We start from the raw sequence: 16,067 nt of genomic DNA on the forward strand, positions 1-16,067 counted from the left end.
ACAACGCCATTGTTGCGTAATTCCGCGGAGCGTGACAACCCGCGTCCTGATCAAGCTCCGGTGGGGTGCATCACTTAGGTATACCTAATCTGACCTGCGGAAATGATCAAACCGGCGCGCGGTGACGGGTCCCGGCCGACCGCAGGCGCGGTAGGAACAGAACGGACCTTTCGGGCACCACGACCCGGTTGACCAGGGGCTTTCCTCCGTTGACCGGAGCCCCCGGCTGCCGTCGGCGACGCCGTCCTTAGACTTCCTGGCATGAGAAGCGAGCCCGTCGTCCAGGTCGCGGGACTGGTCAAGCGGTACGGAACAAAGACCGCGGTCGACGGCCTCGACCTGGAGGTCCGTCCGGGCGCGGTCACCGCCGTGCTCGGTCCCAACGGGGCCGGCAAGACGACCACGATCGAAACCTGCGAGGGCTACCGCAGGCCCGACGCCGGGACGGTCCGCGTCCTCGGCCTCGACCCGGTCGCCGACGCGGCCGAGCTGCGCCCCCGGATCGGGGTGATGCTCCAGTCCGGCGGCGTGTACTCGGGGGCCAGGGCCGACGAGATGCTGCGTCATGTGGCGAAACTGCACGCCCACCCGCTGGACGTCGACGCGCTCATCGAACGCCTGGGGCTCGGCAGCTGCGGCCGTACGACGTACCGGCGGCTGTCGGGCGGGCAGCAACAGCGGCTCGCGCTCGCGATGGCCGTCGTCGGCCGTCCCGAGCTGGTCTTCCTGGACGAGCCGACCGCCGGCCTCGACCCGCAGGCCCGCCGCTCCACCTGGGACCTCGTCCGCGAACTCCGCACCGACGGTGTCACCGTCGTCCTCACCACCCACTTCATGGACGAGGCCGAGCAGCTCGCCGACGACGTCGCGATCATCGACGGCGGCCGGGTCATCGCGCAGGGCAGCCCCGAAGAGCTGTGCCGCGGCGGCGCCGAGAACACCCTGCGCTTCACCGGGCGGCCGGGCCTCGACGTCGCGTCCCTGCTCAAGGCGCTCCCCGTGGACACCCTGGCGGCGGAGCTGACGCCGGGGACGTACCGGATCACCGGCAAGGTCGACCCACAACTGCTGGCCACCGTCACCTCCTGGTGCGCCCAGCACGGCGTGATGCCCGACGGCATTTCTGTCGAGCGGCACTCCCTGGAGGACGTCTTTCTCGAGTTGACCGGTAAGGACCTCCGTTCATGAGTATCGGTACTTACACACCGCGCCCCGGAGCGGCCCCGCTGCCCCGGATGATCGCGGCGCAGACCCTCTTCGAGACGAAGATGCTGCTGCGCAACGGCGAGCAGCTGCTGCTGACGGTGATCATCCCGGCGCTGCTGCTGGTGCTGTTCTCGGCGGTCGACATCGTCGATACGGGCACGGGCAAGTCGGTGGACTTCCTGGCCCCCGGCATCCTGGCGCTGGCCGTCATGTCCACCGCCTTCACCGGTCAGGCCATCGCGACCGGCTTCGAGCGCCGTTACGGCGTCCTGAAGCTGCTGGGCACCTCTCCGCTGCCCCGCTGGGCGCTGATGACGGCGAAGACGCTGTCGGTGCTCGTCACCGAGGTGCTCCAGGTAGTCCTGCTGACGGTGATCGCGTTCGGCCTCGGCTGGTCCCCGCACGGCAACCCGTTCACCGTGTTCCTTCTCCTGGTCCTCGGTACGGCGGCCTTCTCCGGCCTCGGCCTGCTGATGGCCGGCACGCTCAAGGCAGAGGCGACGCTGGCCGCCGCCAACCTGGTCTTCCTGCTGCTCCTGGTGGGCGGCGGCGTGATCGTGCCGCTCGACAAGTTCCCGGACGCGGTGCAGTCGGTCCTCGGCCTGCTGCCGATCTCGGCCCTCTCGGACGGCCTGCGTGACGTACTCCAGCACGGCGCGGCCGTCCCGTGGAGCAATCTCGGGATTCTGGCCGTGTGGGCGGTAATGGGCCTGGGCGCGGCCGCCCGTTTCTTCCGCTGGGAGTAAGGAACGCCCGTTTCTCCGGGGAGACGACTCCCCCATACCCCCTCGTGAAAAGCTGCACAAGCCCCGTCTTACGATGGTTCCCGTGTTGACCCCCCTCGCCCTCATCGCGCGGCGCTGGACGCCCACCCCCCGTACGCTCCAGCGCGCCGCGCTCTCCGCCGTCGTGATGACCGTCTTCATCATCGTCACGGGCGGCGCGGTACGCCTGACCGGCTCCGGCCTCGGCTGCGACACCTGGCCCAAGTGCACCGACGACAGCCTCTTCGCGACGCCCGAACAGGGCATTCACGGCGCGATCGAGTTCGGCAACCGCATGCTGACGTACGTCCTGTCGGCCGCGGTCGGCTGGGCGATCATCGCGGCCCGGTCCACGAAGCCCTGGCGGCGCGGTCTCACCCGCCTCGGCTGGGCGCAGTTCTGGATCGTGATGGGCAACGCCGTCCTCGGCGGCATCACCGTCTGGGCGGGCCTCAACCCGTGGACCGTCGCCGGTCACTTCCTCCTCGCCAACGCCCTGCTCACGGTCGCCGTGATCACCTGGCAGCGCACCCGCGAGGGCGACACCGCGCCCCGCCCGCGCGTCCCGCGCCCCGCCCGCAAGCTGTCCTGGGCGATCGTCATCACCTCGGCGCTCCTGATCGCCCTGGGCACGACGGTGACCGGCTCGGGCAAGCACGCCGGCGACAGCAGCGACGTACCGCGCATGCCGTGGGACTGGATCGACGCCGCCCATGTCCACGCCGCGGCCGCCTGGGTCGTCTGCGCGCTGGCCATCGCCATGTGGCTGGTCCTGCGCGTGGTGGACGCCCCCGACGACACCCGGGCGCGCGCCCGCGACCTGCTGATCGTCCTGCTCGCGCAGGGCGCCATCGGTTACGTCCAGTTCTTCACCGAGGTCCCCGAGATCCTGGTCGCCGTCCACATGCTCGGCTCCTCGCTGATGTGGATCGCGGTACTGCGCCTGGCGCTCAGCCTGCGCGAGCGCCCGCTCGAAGCCCCGGCCCCGGCGCCCGTCGAGTCCGGCTCAGCGGTGTCCGCCGCCGTCTGAGAGCCCGTCGACGAGTGAGTAGACGCGGCGGGCATTGCCCGCCGCGATCATCCCGGCGACCCGTTCCGCGTCCACCCGCGACCACGCGCCGTCGCCGACCCAGCCGCCGAGCACCCTGCTCAGCGCCTCGCGGAACAGCCGTGCGCCCACGACGTGCAGCTCCGGCAGGCCGCGGGCGCCGCTGGAGAAGAGCAGCTTGCCGAAGGGCGCGAGCTCCAGGATCTCCGCGAGTACGGCCGCCGCCCGCGCCCCCGTGTGCGCGAGTGCGGGGCCCAGGTCGGCGTACACATGCGGGAAGACGCTCGCCAGATGCGCGGCGTGACGGTGATACGGATAGCCGTGCAGCAGCACCAGATCGGTGCCCAGACCCGCTGTCGCCGCCGCGAAGTCGGTGAGCAGCATCGGGTCCGTACGGTCGATGCGCAGCCCGGCGCCCGCCGTCCCCGCCTGGAGTTGCAGGGGCAGCCCGGAGGCGACGGCGATCCACAGCAGATGCCGCAGGACCACCGGATCGGTCAGCGTGCCGCCGGCCCGGCGCCCTCCCAGCCAGCGCCCCACCGCCCCGCGCACCTCGCCGGGCCCCGGCGGATGCGGCGCGAGGGCGAGTCCGTGCCGTACGCCTGCCACGGAGGTGAAGGCCACGGCAGACCCCGCCGCGCTGTGTACGGCCTCAGCCAGGTTGGCGAGAAAGCTGTCGACGGTGCCGGAGGTGTCGGCGACCTGCTCGGCGAGGAGTTCCAGGCGCACGATCTCGCGGGCCTGGGCCGCGCCGGCGGCGGCGATCTCGACGGGTCCCGTGAGGTCACCCGGCAGTCCGGTGTCCACCAGATAGGTGGAAATCCCGCTGCCCCTGAGCAGCCGCCTGCCGGTTTCCAGTACGCCCAGTTCTCTGCGGCGCGCGAGATAGCGCGCGGGCGGGCAGTGCGGTTCGAGGCCGAGGAGTGGCGGGCACCAGCGGCGTACGGCGAAGCCCGTCTGGGTGTCGAAGAACGTGGTGCCGGGCGCGGGCGGCGCGGGGGTCCTGCCGAGGTAGGTCTCGAAGGTGCCGAGGCCCAGCTCCGTACGGAGCACTCCATGGCAGTACTGGTCCACCAGGGAAGGCGTTTCGATCATCCGGGGCTCCTGTGGTGGACGTACTTCCACAGGCTCTAACGGGTGACCCCCGCGTCAGGTGTTGCTCAAGTGCCGCTAGGCGTTGGACGGGCCGCCGACCTGGATGCCGGCCATCCGGCTCCATTCGTACGGTCCGGTGCGCACCTTGGCCGCGAAGTCCCCGTCGAAGGACTCGTGGAGTGTGATCCCGGCCTTCTCGGCGGCGCTCTGCGCGACGGCGTGGGTGGGGGCCACCAGGTCGCCCCAGCCGCCGTCCTCACCGACGAGCACGATGCGGGTGCCCCTCTGGCCGAGGTACGCGAGCTGTCCCTCGGCGCCGCCGTGCTGCTTGGCGAAGGCGGTGATCTCCTTGGCGAGCTTCGCCACCTTGCGCTCTGCCTGCTTCGTGTCTGCCATGGGAGCGATGCTACCCACCGGTAGGTGAGCGGTCTAGCGCAGGAAGGGGTCCACCGCGACCGCGACGAACAGCAGCGAGACGTAGGTGATGGACCAGTGGAACAGCCGCATCTCCTTGAGCTTGGCGCCGGTCACGCCGGACTTCGCGCGGGACTGGAGCCCGTGCGCCTCCTTGAGCCACCAGCCACCGGCCACGACAGCGACCGTCGTGTAGAACCAGCCGGTGTAACCCAGCGGAGTCAGCAGCAGCGAGACGGCGACCATGACCCAGCTGTACGCGACGATCTGGCGGGCCACGACCGTGTTGGTCGCGATGACGGGAAGCATCGGAACGCCCACGCGCGCGTAGTCCTCCTTCACCTTCATCGACAGCGGCCAGTAGTGCGGCGGCGTCCAGAAGAAGATGACCATGAAGAGGATGACGGCGGCCCAGGACATGGAGTTCGTGACGGCCGACCAGCCGATGAGGACCGGCAGGCAGCCGGCGATGCCGCCCCAGACGATGTTCTGCGCGGTGCGCCGCTTGAGGATCATCGTGTAGACGACGACGTAGAAGAGGAGCGCTCCGAGCGACAGCGCGGCGGACAGCCAGTTGACGAGCAGTCCGAACCAGAGCGTCGAGATCACGGCCAGGCTGATGCCGAAGACGAGGCATTCACGCGGGCTGACCATGCCGGTGACCAGTGGACGCTGCGACGTACGGTCCATGAGCGCGTCGATGTCGCGGTCGATGTACATGTTCAGCGCGTTGGCGCCGCCCGCCGACAGGTAGCCGCCGAGGCAGGTCACCAGGACCAGCCACAGATCGGGCACACCCTGCTCCGCCAGGAACATCACCGGGACGGTGGTGATCAGCAGCAGTTCGATGATCCGAGGCTTGGTCAGTGCCACGAACGCTTTGACCCGGGCTCCGAACGGCCGATGGCCCCCCGGGCTGGGAGTCAAGGCGACCCCTGCGGGTCGGGACTCGACGGCCGTCACGCACACCCCTGACAGAGAAATCCAGCAAGCTCCGGACGTGAAGGCCCGGTAAAGACTTGCGCGTACCACGCCACTCTAGACGTTGCCCAGACGTCGATCTCCGCCGGGGTGGGGTCGTGTTGAGCACCGCCGGGAGCGGGTCCGTACATACGAAGGTGAACGCCAGGAGGCGAACTCCCTCACCCGCCCGCACGCTGGACTGTGTCCGCTTTTATCCAAGGCCGTCCAAGCCCTGGACTCGAAAAGATGCGTGTTCCGGCGGGGGTAGGCTCGACTACGCCCGGTGCGCTACCAGTCGCCGGGATTCGACATGTGGAGAGGAGCCCTGACTCAGGGTGAGCACCAAGCCGACCACCACAGATCTCGAGTGGACCGAATTGGACCAGCGGGCTGTCGATACCGTCCGCGTCCTGGCCATGGATTCCGTACAGAAGGTCGGCAACGGCCACCCTGGTACGGCCATGAGCCTCGCCCCGGCCGCGTATGTGCTGTTCCAGAAGCTGATGCGGCACGACCCCAGTGACGCCAACTGGACCGGCCGCGACCGTTTCGTCCTCTCTCCCGGTCACTCCAGCCTGACGCTCTACATCCAGCTCTACATGGCCGGCTACGGCCTGGAGCTCGATGACTTGAAGGCGTTCCGCACCTGGGGCAGCCTGACGCCCGGCCACCCCGAGCACGGGCACACGACCGGTGTGGAGACCACGACCGGCCCGCTGGGCCAGGGCATCGCCAACGCCGTGGGCATGGCGATGGCCGCGCGCTACGAGCGCGGTCTGTTCGACCCGGAGGCCGCCGAGGGCGCCTCCCCGTTCGACCACACCATCTGGGCGATCGTCTCCGACGGCGACCTGGAGGAGGGCATCTCGGCCGAGGCGTCCTCGCTCGCGGGCCACCAGAAGCTCGGCAGCATCGTCGCCCTGTACGACGACAACCACATCTCGATCGAGGGCGACACCGAGACCGCCTTCTCCGAGGACGTGCTCAAGCGCTACGAGGCGTACGGCTGGCACGTGCAGCGCGTCGAGCAGAACGCCAACGGCGACTTCGACGTCAAGGCGCTGTACGGCGCCCTGAAGGCGGCGCAGGACGAGACCGAGCGCCCGTCGATCATCGCGGCGCGCACGATCATCGCCTGGCCCGCCCCGAACGCCCAGGGCACCGAGGCCTCGCACGGCTCGGCGCTGGGCGAGGAGGAGATCGCGGCCACCAAGCGTGTGCTGGGCTTCGACCCCGAGCAGCACTTCCAGGTCGACGACGACGTCTTCGCGCACGTGCGCGCGGCCGCCGACCGTGGCCGCGAGGCGCACGCCGCCTGGGACAAGCAGTTCCAGGAGTGGCGCAACGCCAACAGTGAGCGCGCCGCCACGTTCGACCGCATCGCCGCGGGCAAGCTGCCCGAGGGCTGGGAGAAGTCGCTTCCCGTCTTCGAGGCCGGCAAGGCCGTCGCGACCCGTGCCGCTTCCGGCAAGGTCCTCCAGGCGCTCGGCGCGGTCATCCCCGAGCTGTGGGGCGGCTCCGCCGACCTCGCCGGCTCGAACAACACGACGATCGACAAGACGTCGTCGTTCCTGCCCGCCGACAACCCGCTGCCCGAGGCGAACCCGTACGGCCGTACGGTCCACTTCGGCATCCGCGAGCACGCCATGGGCTCGACGATGAACGGCATCGCGCTGCACGGCAACACCCGCATCTACGGCGGCACCTTCCTGGTGTTCTCCGACTACATGCGCCCCGCCGTCCGCCTCGCCGCGCTGATGAAGCTGCCCGTGACGTACGTCTGGACGCACGACTCCATCGGTCTGGGCGAGGACGGCCCGACGCACCAGCCGGTCGAGCACATGGCCGCCCTGCGCGCCATCCCCGGCCTGAACATGGTCCGTCCGGCCGACGCCAACGAGACGGCGATCGCCTGGCGCGAGATCCTGCGGCGCAACGACGCTCCGCACGGTCTGGCGCTGACCCGCCAGGGTGTGCCGACGTACGAGGCCAACGAGGACGCCGCGCGCGGCGGTTACGTGCTCGCCGAGGCCGAGGGCGGTCAGCCGCAGGTCGTGCTGATCGGCACCGGCTCCGAGGTCCAGCTCGCCGTCGAGGCGCGCGAGCAGCTCCAGGCGGCCGGTATTCCGACCCGTGTGGTGTCGATGCCTTCGATCGAGTGGTTCGAGGAGCAGGACCAGGGGTACCGCGACAGCGTGCTGCCGCCGTCCGTCAAGGCCCGTGTCGCGGTCGAGGCGGGCATTGCCCTGACCTGGTACCGGTACGTCGGTGAGGCCGGCCGCATCGTCTCGCTGGAGCACTTCGGCGCTTCCGCGGACGCCAAGGTCCTCTTCCGGGAGTTCGGCTTCACCGCGGACGCGGTGACGGCCGCCGCCCGGGAATCCCTGGCTGCCGCAGCGCGCTGACGCCGGTATATACGACAAGTAGGAGATGCAATCTCATGACAGACGCACTCAAGCGCCTCTCCGACGAAGGCGTCGCGATCTGGCTTGACGACCTTTCGCGCCAGCGGATCACGTCCGGCAACCTCGCCGAGCTGATCGACCAGCAGCACGTCGTGGGCGTCACGACCAACCCTTCGATCTTCCAGAAGGCGATCTCCGAGGGCCACGGTTACGACCAGCAGCTCGGCGACCTGGCCGCCCGTGAGGTCACCGTCGAAGAAGCCATCCGCATGATCACGACGGCTGACGTGAGGGACGCCGCCGACATCCTGCGGCCGGTCTTCGACGCGACCGGCGGCCAGGACGGCCGGGTGTCGATCGAGGTCGACCCCCGCCTGGCACACAACACCAGGGCGACGACGGCCGAGGCCCGCCAGCTCGCGTGGCTGGTGGACCGTCCGAACACGCTGATCAAGATCCCGGCCACGCGGGCGGGCATCCCGGCGATCACCGAGACCATCGGTCTCGGCATCAGCGTCAACGTGACGCTGATCTTCTCGCTGGAGCGCTACCGCGAGGTCATGGACGCCTACCTGGCCGGTCTCGAGAAGGCGAAGGCCGCGGGCCTGGACCTGTCCAAGATCCACTCGGTGGCGTCGTTCTTCGTGTCCCGCGTGGACTCCGAGATCGACAAGCGTCTCGACGGCATCGGCACGGACGAGGCCAAGGCCCTCAAGGGCAAGGCCGCGCTGGCCAACGCCCGCCTCGCGTACCAGGCGTACGAGGAGATCTTCTCCTCCGACCGCTGGGCCGCGCTGGACAAGGCCAACGCCAACAAGCAGCGTCCGCTGTGGGCCTCGACCGGCGTCAAGGACCCGTCGTACAAGGACACCCTGTACGTCGACGACCTCGTCGCCCCCGGCACGGTGAACACCATGCCCGAGGCCACGCTGGAAGCGACCGCCGACCACGGGCAGATCACGGGCAACACGATCGCCGGTACGTACGAGCAGGCGCGCGCCGAGCTCGACGCCGTCGAGAAGCTCGGGATCAGTTACGACGACGTGGTGCAGCTGCTCGAGGACGAGGGCGTCGACAAGTTCGAAGCGTCCTGGAACGACCTGCTCAAGTCGACCGAGGCGGAGCTCAAGCGCCTCGCCCCTTCGGAGGGCTAAACATTGTCCAGCAGCAATCCGCTGCGTGACGCTCAGGACCGACGGCTCCCGCGTATCGCGGGGCCGTCGGGCCTGGTCATCTTTGGCGTCACGGGCGATTTGTCACGTAAAAAGTTGATGCCTGCCGTCTACGACCTGGCCAATCGCGGCCTGCTGCCGCCGGGCTTCTCGCTCATCGGCTTCGCCCGCCGCGACTGGGAGCACGAGGACTTCGCGCAGGTCGTCCATGACGCCGTCAAGGAACACGCCCGTACGCCCTTCCGCGAGGAAGTCTGGCAGCAGCTCATCCAGGGCATGCGGTTCGTCCAGGGCGACTTCGACGACGACAACGCGTTCGAGACGCTGAAGTCGACGATCGCGGAGCTCGACAAGGCGCAGGGCACCGGCGGCAACTTCGCCTTCTATCTGTCCGTACCGCCGAAGTTCTTCCCCGCGGTCGTCCAGCAGCTCAAGAAGCACGGGCTGGCCGACCAGCGGGAAGGGTCCTGGCGACGGGCCGTCATCGAGAAGCCCTTCGGGCACGACCTGGCCTCCGCGCAGGAGCTGAACCGGATCGTCCACGAGGTCTTCCCGGCCAACGAGGTCTTCCGGATCGACCACTATCTGGGGAAGGAGACGGTCCAGAACATCATGGCGCTGCGCTTCGCCAACCAGATGTTCGAGCCGCTCTGGAACCGGTCGTACGTCGACCACGTGCAGATCACCATGGCCGAGGACATCGGCATCGGCGGCCGCGCCGGCTACTACGACGGCATCGGCGCCGCCCGTGACGTCATCCAGAACCACCTGCTCCAGCTCCTCGCGCTGACCGCCATGGAGGAGCCCGCCTCCTTCGAGGCGGACGCGCTGGTCGCCGAGAAGACCAAGGTGCTGGGCGCCGTCAAGCTGCCGAAGGACCTGGGCCGGGAGACCGTGCGCGGGCAGTACGCGGCGGGCTGGCAGGGCGGCCAGAAGGCCGTCGGCTACCTCCAGGAAGACGGCATCGACCCCAAGTCGAAGACCGACACCTACGCCGCGGTGAAGCTGGAGATCGACAACCGCCGCTGGGCGGGCGTCCCCTTCTATCTCCGTACGGGCAAGCGCCTCGGCCGTCGCGTCACGGAGATCGCGGTCGTCTTCCAGCGCGCCCCGCACTCCCCCTTCGACCACACGGCCACGGAAGAGCTGGGGCAGAACGCCCTGGTCATCCGCGTCCAGCCGGACGAGGGCGTCACGGTCCGTTTCGGCTCCAAGGTGCCGGGCACGGCGATGGAAGTGCGGGACGTGTCGATGGACTTCGCGTACGGCGAGTCCTTCACCGAGTCCAGCCCCGAGGCGTACGAGCGCCTGATCCTGGACGTCCTGCTCGGCGACGCCAACCTCTTCCCGCGTCTCGAGGAGGTCGAACAGTCCTGGCGGATCCTCGACCCGATCGAGGAGTACTGGGACAAGCACGGCAAGCCCGCGCAGTACCAGGCCGGTACCTGGGGCCCGGGCGAGGCGGACGAAATGCTCGCACGAGACGGACGGAGCTGGCGTCGGCCATGAAAATCGACCTGACGGACACCACGTCCAGCAAGATCAACAAGGCTCTGGTCCAGGGCCGACGCGCCATCGGCACGCCGGCCGTGGGCATGGTCCTGACGCTGGTCATCGTCACCGACGAGGAGAACGCGTACGACGCGCTCAAGGCGGCCAACGAGGCCTCGCACGAGCACCCCTCGCGCACCCTCGTCGTCATCAAGCGGGTCTCGCGCTCGCCGCGCGACCGTGCCACGGCGCGCCTCGACGCCGAAGTGCGGGTGGGCACGGCCGCGGGCACCGGTGAGACGGTCATCCTGCGGCTGTACGGCGAGGCCATCAACCACGCCCAGTCGGTGGTGCTGCCGCTGCTGCTGCCCGACGCGCCCGTCGTGGTGTGGTGGGCGGCCAACGCGCCGCTCGATCCGGCGAACGACCCGCTCGGCGCACTCGCGCAGCGCCGGGTCACGGACACGTACGCCGCCGAGCACCCGGTCCAGGAGCTGTCGGCGCGCGCCGAGGCGTACACCCCCGGCGACACGGACCTCTCCTGGACGCGCATCACGCCGTGGCGCTCGATGCTCGCGGCCGCGCTGGACCAGGTTGAGTGCGAGGTCACCTCGGTCGAGGTCGAGGGCGAGGAGTTCAACCCGAGCGTCGAGCTGCTCGGCATGTGGCTCGCCGACCGGCTGGGCGTACCGGTGAAGCGTTCGGTGTCGTCCGGCCCCGGCCTGACGGGCGTGCGGATGGACACCAACTGCGGGCCGATCAAGCTCGGCCGGGCGGACGGTTCGCTGGCGTCGTTGTCCATCGAGGGGCAGCCGGACCGCGCGGTGGCGCTCAAGCGGCGGGAGACCGCCGAGCTGATCGCCGAGGAACTGCGCAGGCTGGACCCGGACGACACGTACGCCTCCGCACTGAAGTACGGGGTCGACCGGCTCGGTGAGCAGGGCTCCAAGGAGTCGGCGGAGCCGGCGGCGGACAAGTCCGCGGCCACGAGCGGAACCGCGTCCGCTCCGGCGAAGAAGCAGGCATCTGCTGCGGCTGCCAAGAAGGCGGCGTCGAAGTGAGAGCACCGCAGCTTGTCGTCCACCACGACAAGGAGCTGATGGCGCAGGCCGCGGCGGCCCGGCTGATCACGAAGCTCGTGGACGCGCAGGCCACGCGCGGCTCGGCGTCGGTCGTACTGACGGGCGGCCGCAACGGCAACGGTCTGCTGGCCGCGCTGGCCTCGTCGCCGGCGCGGGACGCGGTCGACTGGTCGCGGCTGGACCTGTGGTGGGGCGACGAGCGTTTCCTCCCCGAGGGCGACCCGGAGCGCAACGTCACCCAGGCGCGCGCGGCGCTGCTGGACGCGGTGCCGCTGGACCCGGCCCGGGTCCACGCGATGCCGGCCTCGGACGGAAAGTACGGCGACGACGCTGACGCGGCAGCGGCCGGGTACGCCGAGGAACTGGTCTCTGCGTCGGGGTCCGAGGACCACGGCCCGGTGCCGACGTTCGACGTACTGATGCTGGGCGTGGGCCCTGACACCCATGTCGCTTCGCTGTTCCCGGAGCTGCCGGCCGTCCGCGAGACGGAGCGCACGGTGGTGGGCGTGCACGGCGCCCCCAAGCCCCCGCCCACCCGCGTCACCCTCACGCTGCCCGCGATCCGCGCGGCACGAGAGGTGTGGCTCCTGGCGGCGGGCGAGGACAAGGCGAAGGCCGCGGCCATAGCCCTGTCCGGCGCCGGGGAGATCCAGGCCCCGGCGGCGGGCGCGTACGGCCGCCGTCGCACGCTGTGGCTGCTGGACGACGCGGCGGCTTCCCAGCTCCCGCGCGCGCTGTACCCGCCGGCTTCGGCCTGAGCGGGAGCCGCTTGTCCCATGACGGGGGCCCGGTCCGCCACACGGCGGCCGGGCCCTCGTCATGAGGAGCGGTTACTTCACCGAACCCGCCATGACGCCCTGGACGAAGTGGCGCTGGAAGGCGAAGAAGACGGCCACCGGCACGACCAGTGAGAGGAACGCGCCGGGCGCCAGCACATCGATGTTGCTGCCGAACTGCCGTATCTGGGACTGGAGCGCCACCGTGAGCGGCTGCGAGGCGCTGTCCGCGAAGAGCAGCGCCACCAGCATGTCGTTCCAGACCCACAGGAACTGGAAGATGGCCAGGCTGGCGAGCGCGGGCCGCCCCACGGGCAGGACGAGCTGGACGAAGATCCGCCACTCGCTGCCGCCGTCCATCCGCGCCGCTTCCAGCATCTCGCGCGGTATCTCGGCGAAGTAGTTGCGCAGCAGGAAGATGGCGAACGGAAGCCCGTACGCGACATGGAAGAGCACCACGCCCGGGATGGTGCCGAAGAGCCCGAGCTGCCCGAACAGCTTGGCCACCGGCAGCAGTCCGACCTGGACCGGCACCACGAGCAGCGCCACGACCACCAGGAACAGCGCGTCCCGTCCCGGGAACTCCAGCCAGGCGAAGGCGTACGCCGCCAGTGCGGAGAGTACGACGACCAGGGTGGTGGCGGGCACGGAGATCAGGACGGTGTTCCAGAACGCCTGAGTGATGCCCGTATCGGCGAGCAGCGTGGTGTAGTTGTCGACCGAGAGCTGTCCGGGTCCGGTCAGCGCGGTCCACCAGCCGCTGCCGGCGTTGTCCCGCTCGGAGCGCAGCGAGGACAGGAAGAGCCCCGCCAGCGGTGTGATCCAGATCAGTCCCACAACGATCAGCACCGCCTGGACGACTCCGCTGCTGAGCCTGCGGGTCAGCCGCGCCGGCCAGGCCCGGCGCTTGTCAGTGATGACGGTCATGACTGACTCCTGCGGAAGCGGCGGACATTGAAGAGCATGGCGGGCACGACGAGCACCAGCAGCAGCACGCCGAGCGCGCTGCCGAGCCCCTGGTCCTGACCGCCGCCGAAGGACACCAGCCACATCTGGGTGGCCAGTACGGTGGCTTCCTCCTGCACCGGGCCCGGCGCGATGATGTAGACGAGGTCGAAGACCTTCATCACGTTGATCACGAGGGTCACGAAGACCACGGTCAGCACGGGGGCGAGCAGCGGCACCGTGATCCGGCGGAAGATCTGCCACTCGTTCGCGCCGTCCATCCGGGCGGCTTCCAGGGTCTCCCGGGGCAGGGCGGAGAGCCCGGCGCCGATGAGCACCATCGCGAAGCCGGTCCAGATCCACAGGTAGGCGCCGATGATGGCCGGCGTGACGAGCGCGGGGCCCAGCCAGGAGATGCCCTCGTACGGCGGGGCGAAGTTCTGGGCGGGCAGCCGCAGTTCGTACGAACCGGAAGCCAGGCCGGCGAAGCGGAACGAGCCGTCGGCCGCCGTGGTGGCCCGCGCGGCCACCTTGCCACCCTGGACCGCCTCGACCGTCATCTGCGGCAGTCCGCGCTCCTTCGCGTCGACCTTGCCCTGTTCGCCGCCCCCGCCGGGGGTGAAGTCGAGGTAGACGACGCCGCGCATCTCGTCCGGCGCCGCTTCCGCCGTGGCCGCCCGTTGGGCGGGTGCGGCCCCGGCGGGCAGCTCGTCCGGCCGTACGCCGACGAGTCCGAGCGTGACGGTACGTCCGGTACGCGCTTCCTCGGTCGTACGGAACGAGCCGTCCCCGGCCTTCGCCAGTCCCTGCCCGTCGCGTGCGCGGGCGGTGGGATAGGAGGAGGCGTCCTGGAAGGTGTCGTGGACGCCGACCGCCACCGCGTTGAGCACACCCCGGTCGGGGTCCTCCTCGTACGCGAGCCGGAAGATGATGCCCGCGGCGAGGAAGGAGACCGCCATCGGCAGGAAGAGCAGCAGCTTGAAGGCGGTCGCCCAGCGGACCTTCTCGGTGAGTACGGCGAGGATCAGCCCGAGGCCGGTCAGCAGGGTGGGCGCGACGACCACCCAAAGGGTGCTGTTGCGGATGGCCTTGAGCGTGGCCGGGTCGCGGAACATCTCGGTGTAGTTGTCGCCGCCGACGAAGCGGGTGCCGGTGGCGTCGAAGAAGCTGCGTCCTACGGAGAACAGCATCGGGTAGACGACCAGTACGCCGAGCAGCAGCAGGGCGGGCAGGGCGAACACCACGGCCACGAACCACCGGCGCCGGGTGGCTCTGCGCCGGGGATCGGCGGACGGCTGACCGGCGGGGGACGGGCGGGCCTTGGCCGGTGAGGGACTGGTGAGGGCGGTCATCGCGGTCGCCCTCAGTTCTTCTTGAAGGCCTTGGCCGCCGCGGCTTCGAGCGCGGCCGCGGTGCCCTTCGGGTCGGAGGGGTCGCGCAGGAAGTCCTGGAGGATCTTCCACTCGCCCATGCCCTTGGTCCCGCCGAAGGCGGCCGGGGCCTGGTCGGACATGTCGAAGCGGACGGTGTCACCGGCGTCGACGAGCGACTTGGCGATGCTGCGCGCGGTGTCGTCGCCGTAGGCGGACGGGTCGACCTTCTTGTTGGGCGAGAGGAAGCCGCCCTCGGCCGCCCAGACTTCGGCGGCCTCGGGGCCGGCGAGGTAGTCCATGAGCGCCATGGCGGCCTTGCGGTTGCGGCCGTCCTTCAAAACCACCGCGGCGTCTCCGCCGCTGACCACCGGCGCCTTGCCGCTGTCCACGGCCGGGAAGGGGAAGAAGGTCGCGTCCTCGCCAATCTTCTTGCCATACTCCTCCTTGGCTATGGAGCCGACGAAGTCGCCCTCGAAGACCATCGCGGCCTCGGGGTCGGCGCCGAAGACCTGCCCGACGGAGCTGGGGAAGTCGGTGCTGAGGGCGCCCGAGCGGCCGCCCGCGACGAGGTCCTTGCCGGAGAACAGCTCGCCCAGGGTGGTGAGCGCCTTGACGACACTCGCGTCGGTCCACGGCAGCTTGTGGGCGGCGAGCCGGTCGTACTTCTCGGGGCCCGCCTGGGAGAGGTAGATGTTCTCGAACCAGTCGGTGAGCGTCCAGCCGTCCTCTCCGGCGACCGCGAAGGCGGGCAGTCCGGAGTCGGCGACGGTGGCGGAGCTCTTCAACATCTCGGCGTACGTCTTCGGCGGCTTGACGCCGGCCTGGTCGAGGGCGTCGGGGCTGTACCAGACCGTCGACTTGTGGGCGGCCTTGAAGTAGAGACCGTAGAACTGGCCGTCGACGGTGCCGTAGTTCTTCCAGACCGGGGCGAAGTTGTCGGTGACCGTCTGCTCGGTCTTCTTGCCGAGCGGCTGGAGCCAGCCCTTCTGGGCGAACTGCTTCAGCACGCCCACCTGCGGCACCATCACCACGTCGGGGGCGTTGCCGCCCTCGATCTTGCTGCCGATGACGGTGGAGACGTTGTCGCCGGTGGAGATGAACTCGACCTTGGCGCCGGTCTTTTCGGAGAAGGCGTCGAGGACCTTGCGGAAGTTCTTCTGTTCCGTGCCGGACCAGACACCGGCGACGGCCACCTTGCTGCCGTCGAGGTTCTGACCGCCGCTGCCGGCGGGGGCCACGTCACCGCCGCCGCACGCGGTCGCGCCGAGCGCGAGGGCGAGCGCCGAGGAGCAGGCCGCCACGGTCCGTCGTTCCAGTCTCATCATGGCTGTTC

14 protein-coding genes are annotated in these 16,067 nt (G+C 69.8%); 8 read left to right on the forward strand and 6 right to left on the reverse strand.

Features of this window, described 5'->3' with window-relative positions:
* Positions 1-261 precede the first annotated feature (261 nt).
* The 3 genes from AC1P0E_RS07135 (at position 262) to AC1P0E_RS07145 (ending at position 3,000) form a co-directional block, all read left to right on the forward strand.
* Entirely contained in the window at positions 262-1,188 is a 927-nt protein-coding gene (locus tag AC1P0E_RS07135; RefSeq protein ID WP_482741301.1) for an ABC transporter ATP-binding protein, read from the forward strand.
* A complete protein-coding gene (locus AC1P0E_RS07140; protein WP_482741302.1) occupies positions 1,185-1,952 on the forward strand; it encodes an ABC transporter permease in 768 nt (255 codons plus the stop codon). Before AC1P0E_RS07135 ends, AC1P0E_RS07140 begins: the two co-directional genes overlap by 4 nt.
* A 73-nt stretch (positions 1,953-2,025) precedes the next feature.
* On the forward strand, positions 2,026-3,000 hold the full coding sequence (locus tag AC1P0E_RS07145; RefSeq protein WP_482741303.1) for a COX15/CtaA family protein: 975 nt from the start codon (positions 2,026-2,028) through the stop codon (positions 2,998-3,000).
* Here the strand turns inward: AC1P0E_RS07145 and AC1P0E_RS07150 are convergent.
* The 3 genes from AC1P0E_RS07150 to AC1P0E_RS07160 form a co-directional block, all read right to left on the reverse strand.
* Positions 2,977-4,113, reverse strand: coding sequence for an amidohydrolase family protein (locus AC1P0E_RS07150; RefSeq protein WP_482741304.1), 1,137 nt, complete (start codon positions 4,111-4,113; stop codon positions 2,977-2,979). The genes AC1P0E_RS07145 and AC1P0E_RS07150 overlap by 24 nt on opposite strands.
* A gap of 75 nt (positions 4,114-4,188) precedes the next feature.
* Positions 4,189-4,509 (reverse strand): hypothetical protein, encoded by a 321-nt coding sequence (locus tag AC1P0E_RS07155; protein WP_482741305.1) that lies wholly within the window; start codon positions 4,507-4,509, stop codon positions 4,189-4,191.
* Between the two features lie 33 nt (positions 4,510-4,542).
* Positions 4,543-5,496, reverse strand: a complete 954-nt coding sequence (locus AC1P0E_RS07160) for a heme o synthase (RefSeq protein ID WP_482741306.1) — start codon at positions 5,494-5,496, stop codon at positions 4,543-4,545.
* Between the two features lie 329 nt (positions 5,497-5,825).
* Between AC1P0E_RS07160 and tkt the strand changes: the two genes are divergently transcribed.
* From tkt to pgl, 5 genes are read left to right on the forward strand one after another with little or no spacing between them, the layout of a single operon-like run.
* The gene (gene tkt / locus AC1P0E_RS07165; RefSeq protein ID WP_482741307.1) at positions 5,826-7,895 is read left to right on the forward strand and encodes a transketolase; all 2,070 of its coding nucleotides are present in this window, start codon (positions 5,826-5,828) and stop codon (positions 7,893-7,895) included.
* A 35-nt stretch (positions 7,896-7,930) separates the two neighbouring features.
* Positions 7,931-9,049: a transaldolase gene (gene tal / locus AC1P0E_RS07170; RefSeq protein WP_482741308.1), complete on the forward strand. Its 1,119-nt coding sequence runs from the start codon at positions 7,931-7,933 to the stop codon at positions 9,047-9,049.
* A 3-nt stretch (positions 9,050-9,052) separates the two neighbouring features.
* Positions 9,053-10,576 carry a glucose-6-phosphate dehydrogenase gene (zwf, locus tag AC1P0E_RS07175; protein WP_482741309.1) on the forward strand — a complete coding sequence of 508 codons (1,524 nt, stop codon included), beginning with the start codon at positions 9,053-9,055 and terminating at the stop codon, positions 10,574-10,576.
* Positions 10,573-11,619 (forward strand): glucose-6-phosphate dehydrogenase assembly protein OpcA, encoded by a 1,047-nt coding sequence (opcA, locus tag AC1P0E_RS07180; protein WP_482741310.1) that lies wholly within the window; start codon positions 10,573-10,575, stop codon positions 11,617-11,619. The genes zwf and opcA overlap by 4 nt, the downstream gene beginning before the upstream one ends.
* On the forward strand, positions 11,616-12,398 hold the full coding sequence (pgl, locus tag AC1P0E_RS07185; RefSeq protein ID WP_482741311.1) for a 6-phosphogluconolactonase: 783 nt from the start codon (positions 11,616-11,618) through the stop codon (positions 12,396-12,398). The genes opcA and pgl overlap by 4 nt, the downstream gene beginning before the upstream one ends.
* 72 nt (positions 12,399-12,470) lie before the next feature.
* Here the strand turns inward: pgl and AC1P0E_RS07190 are convergent, their stop codons facing one another.
* From AC1P0E_RS07190 to AC1P0E_RS07200, 3 genes are read right to left on the reverse strand one after another with little or no spacing between them, the layout of a single operon-like run.
* On the reverse strand, positions 12,471-13,343 hold the full coding sequence (locus AC1P0E_RS07190) for a carbohydrate ABC transporter permease (protein ID WP_482741312.1): 873 nt from the start codon (positions 13,341-13,343) through the stop codon (positions 12,471-12,473).
* Positions 13,340-14,713, reverse strand: a complete 1,374-nt coding sequence (locus AC1P0E_RS07195) for an ABC transporter permease subunit (protein ID WP_482741313.1) — start codon at positions 14,711-14,713, stop codon at positions 13,340-13,342. The genes AC1P0E_RS07190 and AC1P0E_RS07195 overlap by 4 nt, the downstream gene beginning before the upstream one ends.
* Before the next feature lie 11 nt (positions 14,714-14,724).
* Positions 14,725-16,056: an ABC transporter substrate-binding protein gene (locus AC1P0E_RS07200; protein ID WP_482741314.1), complete on the reverse strand. Its 1,332-nt coding sequence runs from the start codon at positions 16,054-16,056 to the stop codon at positions 14,725-14,727.
* Between the last annotated feature and the right edge of the window lie 11 nt (positions 16,057-16,067).

The sequence above is a fragment of the Streptomyces sp. TRD_SC_5 genome, assembly GCF_056836825.1.